General features: G+C 63.2%; 12 protein-coding genes and 1 tRNA gene. 5 read left to right on the forward strand and 8 right to left on the reverse strand.

Features of this window, described 5'->3' with window-relative positions:
- Positions 1–48: 48 nt before the first annotated feature.
- On the forward strand, positions 49–1,164 hold the full coding sequence (locus KPG71_RS08440; protein ID WP_216337653.1) for a site-specific DNA-methyltransferase: 1,116 nt from the start codon (positions 49–51) through the stop codon (positions 1,162–1,164).
- A 122-nt stretch (positions 1,165–1,286) separates the two neighbouring features.
- Here the strand turns inward: KPG71_RS08440 and KPG71_RS08445 are convergent, their stop codons facing one another.
- From KPG71_RS08445 to KPG71_RS08455, 3 genes are read right to left on the reverse strand one after another with little or no spacing between them, the layout of a single operon-like run.
- On the reverse strand, positions 1,287–1,754 hold the full coding sequence (locus tag KPG71_RS08445) for a GNAT family N-acetyltransferase (protein ID WP_216337654.1): 468 nt from the start codon (positions 1,752–1,754) through the stop codon (positions 1,287–1,289).
- Positions 1,755–1,759: 5 nt separating this feature from the next.
- Positions 1,760–2,899 carry an alkane 1-monooxygenase gene (locus KPG71_RS08450; protein WP_216337655.1) on the reverse strand — a complete coding sequence of 380 codons (1,140 nt, stop codon included), beginning with the start codon at positions 2,897–2,899 and terminating at the stop codon, positions 1,760–1,762.
- 40 nt (positions 2,900–2,939) lie between these two features.
- A complete protein-coding gene (locus KPG71_RS08455) occupies positions 2,940–3,995 on the reverse strand; it encodes an A/G-specific adenine glycosylase (protein WP_216337656.1) in 1,056 nt (351 codons plus the stop codon).
- Between the two features lie 81 nt (positions 3,996–4,076).
- On the opposite strand from KPG71_RS08455, the gene KPG71_RS08460 reads away from it, so the two are divergent.
- Genes KPG71_RS08460 through KPG71_RS08470 form a run of 3 tightly spaced genes read left to right on the forward strand, consistent with a single transcriptional unit; the run spans position 4,077 to position 6,382 of the window.
- Positions 4,077–4,586 (forward strand): DUF721 domain-containing protein, encoded by a 510-nt coding sequence (locus KPG71_RS08460; protein WP_216337657.1) that lies wholly within the window; start codon positions 4,077–4,079, stop codon positions 4,584–4,586.
- An 18-nt stretch (positions 4,587–4,604) separates the two neighbouring features.
- Complete coding sequence (locus tag KPG71_RS08465) at positions 4,605–5,270, forward strand: DsbA family protein (protein WP_216337658.1); 666 nt, start codon at positions 4,605–4,607, stop codon at positions 5,268–5,270.
- Entirely contained in the window at positions 5,270–6,382 is a 1,113-nt protein-coding gene (locus KPG71_RS08470; RefSeq protein WP_216337659.1) for a CaiB/BaiF CoA-transferase family protein, read from the forward strand. The genes KPG71_RS08465 and KPG71_RS08470 overlap by 1 nt, the downstream gene beginning before the upstream one ends.
- A gap of 102 nt (positions 6,383–6,484) precedes the next feature.
- Here KPG71_RS08470 and lpxK read toward each other — a convergent pair whose 3' ends face one another.
- Together lpxK and KPG71_RS08480 are read right to left on the reverse strand one after the other, a co-directional pair.
- Positions 6,485–7,486 carry a tetraacyldisaccharide 4'-kinase gene (lpxK, locus tag KPG71_RS08475; RefSeq protein ID WP_216337660.1) on the reverse strand — a complete coding sequence of 334 codons (1,002 nt, stop codon included), beginning with the start codon at positions 7,484–7,486 and terminating at the stop codon, positions 6,485–6,487.
- Positions 7,486–8,703 (reverse strand): 3-deoxy-D-manno-octulosonic acid transferase, encoded by a 1,218-nt coding sequence (locus KPG71_RS08480; RefSeq protein ID WP_216337661.1) that lies wholly within the window; start codon positions 8,701–8,703, stop codon positions 7,486–7,488. The genes lpxK and KPG71_RS08480 overlap by 1 nt, the downstream gene beginning before the upstream one ends.
- A 209-nt stretch (positions 8,704–8,912) precedes the next feature.
- Between KPG71_RS08480 and KPG71_RS08485 the strand changes: the two genes are divergently transcribed.
- Positions 8,913–9,659, forward strand: a complete 747-nt coding sequence (locus tag KPG71_RS08485; protein ID WP_216337662.1) for a glutamine amidotransferase — start codon at positions 8,913–8,915, stop codon at positions 9,657–9,659.
- Here the strand turns inward: KPG71_RS08485 and KPG71_RS08490 are convergent.
- The 3 genes from KPG71_RS08490 to KPG71_RS08500 form a co-directional block, all read right to left on the reverse strand.
- Positions 9,641–10,897 carry an FAD-binding oxidoreductase gene (locus KPG71_RS08490; protein ID WP_216337663.1) on the reverse strand — a complete coding sequence of 419 codons (1,257 nt, stop codon included), beginning with the start codon at positions 10,895–10,897 and terminating at the stop codon, positions 9,641–9,643. The two genes, KPG71_RS08485 and KPG71_RS08490, sit on opposite strands and share 19 nt — an antisense overlap.
- A 270-nt stretch (positions 10,898–11,167) precedes the next feature.
- Entirely contained in the window at positions 11,168–11,293 is a 126-nt protein-coding gene (gene ykgO, locus KPG71_RS08495; RefSeq protein WP_005850168.1) for a type B 50S ribosomal protein L36, read from the reverse strand.
- Between the two features lie 81 nt (positions 11,294–11,374).
- Positions 11,375–11,449: transfer RNA gene (locus KPG71_RS08500), tRNA-Val, on the reverse strand.
- Positions 11,450–11,472: the final 23 nt, after the last annotated feature.

Raw genomic sequence — 11,472 nt, forward strand, 5'->3', positions numbered from 1 at the left:
GACCTCAACGAACCAGAGCGCAAAAGCGCCGGGCACCAGAGGCAGAGAATGAAAACGATGACCAAATCCAAGGGCGCTTCCGCGCTCCCGCTCAACACGATTCTCGATGGCGATTGCATCGACGCGATGAATAGCCTCCCCGAAGGCTCCATCGACCTGATTTTTGCCGATCCGCCCTATAACCTGCAGCTCAAGGGCGACCTGCACCGCCCCGACAACAGCGCGGTAGATGCGGTGGACGACGCCTGGGACCAGTTCGCCAGCTTCGAAGCCTACGATAAATTCACCCGCGACTGGCTGCGCGCCGCGCGCCGCCTTTTGAAACCCAACGGTGCGATCTGGGTCATCGGCAGCTATCACAATATCTTCCGCGTCGGTGCCGCCCTGCAAAACGAAGGCTTCTGGATTCTGAACGATGTGGTCTGGCGCAAATCCAACCCGATGCCCAACTTCCGCGGCAAGCGCCTGACCAACGCCCATGAAACAATGATCTGGGCCAGCAAGCAGGAAGGCGCGAAATACACCTTCAATTACGAGGCGCTGAAATCCCTGAATGACGGTGTGCAGATGCGCAGCGACTGGGTGCTGCCGATCTGCACCGGGCACGAACGCCTGAAGGACGACAACGGCGACAAGGCCCACCCGACACAAAAACCCGAAAGCCTGCTGCACCGCGTTCTGGTCGGCAGCACCAATCCGGGCGACGTGGTGCTCGATCCGTTCTTCGGCACCGGCACCACCGGCGCCGTGGCCAAGATGCTGGGCCGCGATTACATCGGCATCGAACGCGAAGCCGCCTATCGCAAGGTCGCCGAGAAACGCCTGAAATCCGTGCGCAAATACGACCGTGAGGCGCTTCAGGTCTCGGCCAGCAAACGCGCCGAACCGCGCGTGCCCTTCGGCCAGCTTGTCGAACGCGGCATGCTGCGTCCGGGCGAGGAACTCTATTCGATGAACAAGCGCCACAAGGCCAAAGTCCGTGCAGACGGCACCCTCATCGGCGATGACATCAAGGGCTCGATCCATCAGGTCGGCGCACATCTCGAAGGTGCGCCCAGTTGCAACGGCTGGACCTACTGGTGCTTCCGGCGCGATGGCAAGACCGTGCCCATCGACGTGCTGCGCCAGCAGGTGCGCGCCGAAATGGCCGACCGCCCGAACTGAACTACCCCGACATCAGAACACCGCCGGTGCCTGTGGCCTGACTACATGGGCACTTACCTCGTGCCCCGCCCCTGTGGCGGGGCTTTTTTTCGGGGCATGTTTCCGATCCGGGGAACGGGCGGTCAGAGCGTTTTGGTCATGGTGTAATTGTGCAGGACCGCGCCGTGGCGGCGGATCGTGTTGCGGGCGACCTGGCAAAATCCCCGCCGAAGAAAGAACCCTCTGGCGACCTCGCTGGCGTCGACATGCAATTCGGGCAGCGCGCGGGCGATGGCCGCCCGTTCCAGCGCGGCATAGAGCGCCGCGCCGATGCCCTGCCCGGCGGCGTCGGGCGCACAGTAGAAGCAATCGACATGGCCGGACGGTTCCAGTTCGATAAACCCGAGCGGCTGGCCCTTGTCATCCGTTGCGACGAAAATATCGCGCCCGTCGTGCGCTCGGTCAAGAAAGGTATCGGCCGGCATCGGTTCCGGGCTCCAGGCCGCAATCTGCGCAGGCGAATAGGCCCGCGCGGCCAGTGTGTGGATCGAGGCATGCATCAGCCCCGGCAGGTGCCGAGCGTCTTCGGGACGGAACGGGCGGATTTTCATGGCATTCAGCGCGGCGGCGGATTGAGCGCCTTGTTGTAGGGCTTCCAGTCGGTGATCTCGGGGTAATACATATCGCGCCAGCGTCTCACCCGCGGGTTCATCACGCGCCGCCAGACGGGCGGGATCATCGCCGCCATGGTCATGATCGGATACCCGTAGGGCAGTTGCGGGGCCTCGTCCTCGGTATAGTTTTGCAGCAGGGGAAAGCGCCGGTCGGGTTTGTAATGGTGATCGGAATGCCGTTGCAGATTGATCAGCAGCCAGTTCGACGCCTTCTGCGCCGCGTTCCAGCTATGCTGCGGTTTGACGTGTTCGTATTTGCCATCGCCCAGATGTTTGCGCGTCAGCGCGTAATGTTCGACATAGTTGACCAGTTCCAGTTGCCAGACGGCGACAAAAGCCTGCCACAGGAACAGCAACAGCCCGATCCAGCCGCCCACGAGGATCGCGAGGATCACCATGAATCCCTGCAAGGCCCAATAGCGCCAGAACGGGTTTTTCGCATCGCTCCACGGCTTGCCCTTGCGCGCCAGCATCGCCTGTTCGGCCTTGAAGGCCGAGATCAGCGAGCCCTTGAGGACACGGGGAAAGAACCTGTGGAACCCTTCGTTATAGCGTGCGGTGACCGGATCGCGCGGGGTGCCCACATACAAATGATGCACCCGCAGATGCTCCGAGCGGAAATGCGAATAGAGCACCATCGACAACAACGCATCGCCCAGGAACCGCTCGCCCCGGTCCTTCTGATGCATCAACTCGTGGCTGTAATTGATCCCGACCGTCCCGGTGATCACCCCGACACCGAAGAACAGAACGATGGTCTCCAGCGCCGACAGATGCGCATCCCCCGGCCCGGTGACATACCAGATCATCCAGTAAAGCAGGGCGAACTGAACGGGCGTCCAGATCAGGGTGATCGCCTTGTACCAGCTCAGCTGATCTTCGCCGGTGTCCAGATCGGCGTTCTCAAGGTTCAGGCCCAAAAGCGCGTCGAGAATGGAAAAGAAATACCATGTCACGATCGGCAGCAGGATCACCGTCCAGCCGCCATATACCGCGCCGATCACCGCGACGGGAACCAACAGCAACGACATCCAGAACGGCACGGCGTTGCGAAACAGTGCAACCTGATGGGCGGGGATCATGGCTCGGCTCCCTTTGACTCATGACAGGGTGGGGCGCATTTCAGCGGGCATTCTCCAGCGCCGGGCGGGCAAGGTCAAACACCTTGCGCATCACCGTCGGCAGTTCCGAGGGGCGAAACGCCGCAGGCGGGTGGAAATCGCCGCGCTCCGCCACCGCGCCCTCGGGCAGATGCGCCACCCGGATCGCCAGCCGCAGGTGGAAATGCGTGAACGTGTGGCGCGCCTCTTCGCCAAGCTCGCGCCACGCGGCCTCCACAGGCGGGGCCGGGGCCGGGGCGTCGGACCAGTCGCTGCCGGGCCAGCCCAGCATCCCGCCCAGCAACCCCTTGCCGGGCCGCCGCTCCAGCAACCACGCCCCATCCGCACGCCGCGCCACATAGGCGATGCCCATCCGCGTCGGCTTGGGCTTCTTCGGGGTCTTGCGGGGCAGGTCGGCCTGCGTGCCCGCCTTGCACGCGGCGCATCGCGCCATCCACGGGCAAATCCCGCAGGCCGGGGATTTCGGGGTGCACACCGTCGCGCCCAAATCCATCACCGCCTGCGCGTAATCGCCGGGCCGCTCGGCCGGGGTCAGCCCCGCCGCCGCCTCGACCAGCGCGGGCTTGGCGGCGGGCAGGGGCGTGTGGATGTCATGCAGCCGCGCCATCACCCGTTCCACATTGCCGTCCACCACCACCTCGGGCGCATCAAAGGCGATGGCGGCAATCGCCGCGCCGGTATAGGGGCCGATGCCGGGCAGTTTCACCAGCGCCTCGCGCGTATCGGGAAACCGCCCGCCCAGATCGTCCGCCACCACACGCGCGCATTTCAGCAGGTTGCGCGCCCGCGCGTAATAGCCCAGCCCGGCCCATTCCCCCATCACCCGATCATCCGGCGCGGCGGCCAGCGCCGCCACATCCGGCCACAGCGTTGTGAAGCGCTCGTAATAGGCCTTCACCGCCGCGACGGTGGTTTGCTGCAACATCACCTCGGACAGCCACACGCGATAGGGATCGGGCCGCACGCCCGCCGCCCGCGCCGCCGGGGCCACGCGCCACGGCAGGTCGCGCGCATGGCCATCGTACCACGCCAGCAAGTCGCCCGCCGCGTCACGCATTGTTTATCCCCTTTTTGCCGTTTCACACTGGCATGGCCTGTCACATGCCCTAAGATAGCGCCCAAGTCGAGGATGCCACCCATGCCCAAACGCGACAGCACGACACGCGGTTTCAAGCGGACGGCCCAGCTGGTGCAGGGCCGCATCCGCCACGCCTCGGAATCGCGCGGCTTTGCGCAGACCCGTCTGCTCACCCACTGGCCGGAAATCGTGGGGGCCGATATCGCCGCCATCGCGCGGCCCGTGAATGTCTCCTACGGGCGGCAGGGCCTTGGCGCCACGCTGACCGTGCTGACCACCGGCGCGCAGGCCCCGATGCTGGAAATGCAAAAGGAACAGCTGCGCGAAAAGGTGAATGCCGTTTACGGCTATAACGCCATTTCGCGCATTCGCGTCACGCAAACCGCGCCCACCGGCTTTGCCGAAGGGCAGGTCAGTTTCAACCACCGCCCGGCCCGGCCCGAAGCCGCCGCGCCCGACCCCAAGACCCAGGCCCGCGCCGCGGACCTGACCGCGCCCATCGGCGACACGGCGCTCAGAACGGCGCTTGAAGCCCTTGGGCAGAACGTTTTATCCAAGACCAAACGCTAGATCCGAAAGGTGACCTGAATGACCCGAATGACCGCCATCGCGGCCCTCTGCCTTACCCTCGTTGCCGGTGCGGCCTATTGGCTGGCCTCGACCCCCGCCAACCCGGCCGACCTGCCCTTCGCGGCCAGCGCGCAGGAAGCCGCGGATATCGACACCTCGTCGGTCACCGAGATGACATTGGGCGACGCCGATGCGCCTGTCACCGTGATCGAATACGCCTCGTTCACCTGCCCGCATTGCGCCACCTTCCACGCCGACCAGTTCAAGAAACTCAAGTCCGACTATATCGACACCGGCAAGGTGCATTTCATCTATCGCGACGTGTATTTCGATCGCCTCGGCCTCTGGGCCTCGATGGTGGCCCGTTGCGGTGGTGAGCAACGCTTTTTCGGCCTGTCCTCGCTGATTTTCGACAAGCAGAAGGAATGGATTGGCTCGGGCGACCCGGTGCAGGCGGCCAACGGCCTGCGCAAGCTGGGCAAGGTCGCGGGCCTTGGCGAAGACCAGATCGAGGCTTGCCTGTCGGATCAGGACAAGGCCAAGACGCTGGTCGCGTGGTATCAGCAGAACGCCGAGGAGCACGATATAAATTCGACCCCCTCGCTGGTCATTGACGGCAAGAAATATTCCAACATGCCGTATGACGAACTCAAGGACGTCATAGAACAACAACTGGCCGACTGATGAGCGCACCGCTATCCGGCCTCAAGGTCGTTGAACTGGCCCGTATCCTGGCCGGCCCCTGGGCCGGTCAGACTCTTGCCGATCTGGGCGCCGAGGTGATCAAGGTCGAAAGCCCCGCAGGCGACGACACCCGCCAATGGGGCCCGCCCTTCATCGAACGTGACGGTGATCGCTCGGCCGCCTATTTCCATTCCTGCAATCGCGGCAAGTCTTCGGTCACCGTGGATTTCCGCACGCCCGAGGGGCAGGCGCAGGTGCGCGACATGATCCGCGACGCCGATATCGTGATCGAGAATTTCAAGGTCGGCGGGCTGGCCAAGTACGGGCTGGATTACGACAGCCTGCGCGCCGTCAATCCCGGCCTGATCTATTGCTCGATCACCGGGTTCGGGCAGGATGGCCCCTATGCCCACCGCGCCGGGTACGATTACATCATTCAGGGCATGTCGGGCCTGATGTCGATCACCGGCCACCCTGACGGTCAACCGACCAAGGTGGGCGTTGCCGTGACCGATATCTTCACCGGCGTCTACGCCACCACGGCCATTCTGGCCGCGTTGCACCGCCGCCATGCCACCGGGCAGGGGCAGCATATCGACATGGCGCTTCTGGATGTCGCCGTGTCCGTCACCGCCAATCAGGCGATGAACTATCTGTCCACCGGAACGCCGCCGGGGCGGCTTGGCAATTTTCATCCCAACTTGTCCCCTTATCAGGTGTTCGACTGTTCCGACGGCTACATCATCATCGCCGTGGGCAATGACGGGCAATTCCGCCGGTTTTGCGGTCTTCTGGGCTGTCCCGAACTGGCCGACGATCCGGGCTATGCGACGAATCCCGCCCGTGTATCCAACCGCGAAAAGCTTGACGAAGTGTTGACGGCGCGCACGAAAACCTTTTCCAAGGCCGACCTTCTCGCCGCCTGCGAAGAACAGGGCGTGCCTGCCGGGCCGATCAACGATCTGGCCGAGGTGTTCGACGATCCGCAGGTTCGGGCACGGGGTATGCGTGTCGACCCCGAGGGCGTGCCGGGTGTGCGCTCGCCCTTCCGGTTTTCGGAGTCCGGCCTTTCGCTGGACCGCCCCTCGCCCCGGCTGGGGCAGGACGACTAGCGCCCCGAACCGCGAAATTGCGCCCATGATGGACGCAGTTTCGCGCCGAGGCCCCGATTTTCGTACAAAACCCGCGTACACTTCGTACAAAACGTACGAAACTCACCCCGGCGTCAGGCCCACGCGCGCCAGCGCCTCGTTCAGCGGCGTCCAGTCGTCGATTTCCAGCCGCACGGGCAGGGTCAGAACCTTCTGCCGGAACTCGTCCGGCAGGCGCACCGCGTCCTTTTCCGTGGTGACCAGTTGCGCGTTCAGCAGTTTGGCCTCGTTCTCCAGCCGCGCCATCAGGGATTGCGTCAGCGGCTGGTGATCCTCCAGCGCTTCGGCGCGCACCAGTTCGGCGCCAAGGCCTTGTAATGTCGCAAAGAATTTCGCCGGATGCCCGATCCCCGCAAAGGCCAGAAACCGCGTATCGGCCCAGTCCATCCCGGTCCGAAGCGGCGCCAGATGCCCTGTCATATGCGGCAGGTTCAGGCGATGCCCCCATGTTTTCGCAAAGCTCTTCTGCGCCGCCCCCGGCCCGATCGACAGCACCATGTCCGCCCGTTCCAGCCCCGCCTCCACCGGTTCGCGCAATGGCCCGGCCGGAATGCACCGCCCATTGCCGAACCCTTGCACGGCATCCACGACGATCAGGGAAATGTCTTTTTTGATCAATGGGTTTTGGTGCCCGTCATCCATCAGGATCACGTCCGCGCCAGCCTCTCCCGCCGATTCCGCCGCCTTCGCCCGATCTTTCGCCACCCATATCCGGGTGAAGGCCGCGATCAGCAATGGTTCGTCGCCAACCTCTTGGGATGTATGGATTTTTTCGCTGACCTCGACCGGCCCATCCAGCGATCCCCCATGCCCGCGCGACACCACATGCACGGTTTTGCCCATGTTCTGCAAATGCTGCACCAACGCGATGACCGTCGGCGTCTTGCCCGTCCCGCCCGCATTGATGTTGCCCACGCAAATCACTGGAATTTCAGATACATAGCTTGGTTTTTCGGCCACTCTTCGGGCGGTTACAGCGGCATAAAGCGCCCCCGCCGGAGACAAGATCCGCGCCCAAAACGCGGGCTTGTCGGGCGATGTGAACCAAAACCCCGGCGCGCGCATCACTTGGCTCCCATCACGTCTAGCGTATCCTGTACCAGATCCAGAATTTTGTCAGTGACTCCAGCACTTTGCGAGGCCACGTCCCAGGCCGCATGGGCCATGGCGGCAGATTGGTCGGGCGGGATCAGCCGCTGCACCGCCGCCGCCAGAGTGTCCGCATCCCGCACGATCCGCGCCGCCCCCGCCTCGGCGAAACGGGAATATCCCGACAGATACCGCCGCACGTTCGGCCCGTAAAGGATTGCCGACCCATGCGCTGCGGGTTCGTTCGGATCGCGGCCCCATTGTCCGGCCTCCAGTGAACTGCCCATGAAGGTGATCGGCGCAACCCGATACCACAGCCCCATTTCTCCGTATGTATCGGCCAGAATGACCTGTGTGGTTTCTTCGGGCATCGTACCTGTCGACCATACGACACTGCGCCAGCCCCCCTGATCGAGCTTCTGCTTGAACGTCTGCCCGGTTGCGGGATCGTCGGGCACGAGAACCAGCAATGACCGGTGCGCAAGGCGGCTGGTGATGCGATGTGCTTGTAAAACAACGTCTATTTCCTGCGGCTGGACCATCGCGGCCAGCCAAACAGGACGCCCGCGCAGCAATCGGCTTAGCTCGTCACGGTCACTTTCGTCGTAGGGCAGGGTCAGCGCACCCTCCTGGAACGGGCCAGTGACGGAAATTTCGGTGTCGCGTACGCCGATCCGCCTGAGAAATCGCGCCGTGTTGGCATTCCGGGCGAGGATCAGCGCAAAGCGATCCAGAATAGCGCGGGGCAGATCGGGGAACCATCTCCAGCTTGGCTTGTCCATCAGGCGTTCTTCGGCGTCGATCAGATACATCGGCACGTTCTGCTGTTCGGCACAGGTGATGAAGGCGGGTTGCAGATCGCCACCGGTCCAAAGGCAGATGTCCGGGGACCAGTGATCGAGGAAAGCCTCGGCGTTCTGAACCGTGTCTTCGGGCAGTTTGGCCCGGATGACGCTGGCCCCTTTATGCATTTCCAGCACATCGGCATGACGCGAGGTCAGAAGCATATGCAGGCCGGGGCGTTGCGCAGCCAGCCGTTCGGCCATTTGGCACAGGGCATCGGCATGACCCGGTTCCACGGCATGAGCCCAGATAAGTTCGCCCTCGGGGCGTGCCTGCACGGGGCCGGGGGCGTCTTGGGGCGCGCGGCGCGTCATGGCCAGATAGGCCGCAAGACTGAGCGATCGACGCATCGGGGCTCTCATGTCTGTGCGCTGACCGGAATAGGGCCTGGAGCAGGATGCATGCGCTGTGTCATCGAACCTCCTGACGCGCGAATGAGGGCGCTGCGCAGCGTAGTTGATCGTCGGGCGGGGTCAAGCGCATGCCCGTGATCCGTCACGGCCTTGACGGGCCTTGGGAAACAGGCCACCAGACCTGTGCGGAACAACCGGACATCACCATGAGCAAACCCTTTCTGATCCTTCAACTGCGCCCCGAAGCCGAGGCCGCCGACGATGAGTATGCCGCAATCCTGCACAAGGGCGGATTGAGCGAAGATGAGACATGGCGGGTCCGTCTGGATCAGGTGGCGCTGCCCGAGGCACTCTCATTGGATGATCTGGCGGGTGTGATCGTGGGTGGCGGGCCGGGCTGTGTCAGCGATGATCCCGAAGATAAATCCGAGATCGAAGCTAGGATCGAAACGCAGGTTCTGTCCTTGATGCCGGCCATCACCGCGCGTGATTTTCCGTTTCTTGGGTGCTGCTATGGCATTGGTATTCTTGGAAAACACCTGAACGGCGATGTCAGCAAGGCTTGCTATGGCGAACCGGTGGGAACCACGGATTGTGCACTCACTGACGCGGGCCGGGCCGACCCGCTTCTGGCGGGCGTGCCCGACGCGTTTCAGGCCTTTGTCGGCCACAAGGAGGCGCTGCAAACCTTGCCCGAGGGGTGCGTGCATCTGGTCAGGTCACCGACCTGCCCGTTCCAGATGGTGCGCCATGGGCAGAACGTTTATGCCACTCAGTTCCACCCCGAGGCCGACGCCGCAGGGTTTGAAACCCGGATCAATATTTACAAGCATCGTGGCTATTTCCCGCCGGAAACGGCCAGCGACCTGATCGAGATGTGCCGCGCTGCCGATGTGCATGCACCGGAACGCGTCTTGCGCAACTTCGTGACGCGTTACCGCGCGGGGGCGTGATAGCGGTTGGCGTCATAAGGCGCCAGGTCGACGTTCGGGGCCTGCCCGTCGATCAGTGCCGCCACGATGCGCCCTGTTTTCGGTCCGGCGGTCAGGCCGATATGCTGATGCCCGAAGGCCGCGAATACCCCGGTTTTGCCCAATTCACCTACCAGCGGGAGGCTGTCCGGGGTGGAGGGGCGAAAGCCCACCCATTCCTCGACACTGTCATAGGTCAGGTTCGGAAACGCTTGTTTTGTATGGGATTTTATGTGGTTCAGCGGCCTGCGCGACAGCCCCTTGTCGATCCCGCCAAGTTCGACCGTCCCGGCACAGCGTAGCCCGGTGGCCATGGGGTTCACGGCAAATTTGCCCTTGGACATCATCAAGGGATTGCGCGGCATCTGCGAGGGTCCCTTGAAATGCAGATGGTGTCCGCGCTCGGCCTCGAGTTGCACCTTGATCCCCAGTTTGCGCATCAGGGCCTTTGACCATATCCCGGCCGCCAGAACGGCGTGATCGCAAGGGAATGACCCCTGATCGGTTTGAACGGCGGTGACGTGCCCGTCCGTCAAGGTGAGGTCATGCACTTCGGCGCGGCGATAGGTGCCGCCTTCGCCCTGCAAAACCTTTGCAAGATCAAGCATATAGGCCGCCGGATCGGTGATGTGACCGTGACCTTTGAGCAGCGCGAGGCATTGGGTGGCGGGGCCGAGGATCGGTTCGGCCTCTTGCACGGCGGGGCCTTCCAGAACCTCTGGCACCATGCCTGACTCGGCCTTGATCGCCCAGGTATAGGCATCGGCCTCGAACGCGGCCCGGTTTTCGTAGGCATAGCCCAAGTCACTTGTGGCAATCCATTTTTCGGCCAGTGTGCCGCGGGTCAGGGCCTTGTGCTGGTCGACGCTGTCGGTGATCAGCGGGATCAGGGCCTGAACGGCGCGGCGGCAGTCGCGTTCATTGGCGTTGGCCACGAACCGGGTGAGCCAAGGGGCCAGCCGGGGCAGATAAGACCATTGCAGGAACAAGGGGGACTTGGGATTCAGCATGTATTTCAATGCGGTAGGCAGCAGGTCGGGCGTGTTCACCGGCACCATCGCCCATTGCGCCAATAGTCCTGCATTGCCGAACGAGGCCCCCGCGCCCGGCCCGTCGCGATCCAGCAGTGTTACGTCATGCCCTGCCCGGCGCAGCCAGATGGCGGTGCTGAGGCCGCAGATGCCTGCGCCAATGACGATGGTTTTCTTCGGGGTGCTCATGGCTGGGGTCCGGTCGGCTGTTTCGCGATGCAGCTAAGCGGAGGTTTGGGGCGGGGGCAAGGGCTGGATTGGCGGCGGGTGGCGAATCGGGTGTAAGCCGTTTGGTTAACTGGGAAAATCCGGTTCGGTATCGCGTCGGTAAAATGTCGGTATCGCGTCGGTATCCGCACCGTGCCTCAGCATGGTTAACACCGCGCGCGCCGTTGCGGTGTCCCAAAGAAAAACCCCGCCGGATGGCGGGGCTTGTTCATTTCGGTCAGGGAAAAGAAGTCAGCCCTGACGCGCCTTGAAGCGACGCTGCGTCTTGTTGATGACGTAAACGCGGCCTTTGCGGCGCACGACACGGCAATCGCGGTGCCGGTTCTTCAGCGAGCGGAGCGAGTTGCGAACCTTCATGGTCGTCTCCTGTCTGTCGCGGCGCGGGCCAGCGCCTTGGGTTGCGGGTGCTTTGCGCCGGAGCACGAAGCGATGAATTCATGGTGGGCGATACAAGGTTCGAACTTGTGACCCCTTCGATGTCAACGAAGTGCTCTACCGCTGAGCTAATCGCCCATGAATGCCAACACGACCCTTGC

It is taken from the genome of Roseovarius sp. PS-C2 (assembly GCF_018862045.1).
Lineage (GTDB): Bacteria > Pseudomonadota > Alphaproteobacteria > Rhodobacterales > Rhodobacteraceae > Roseovarius.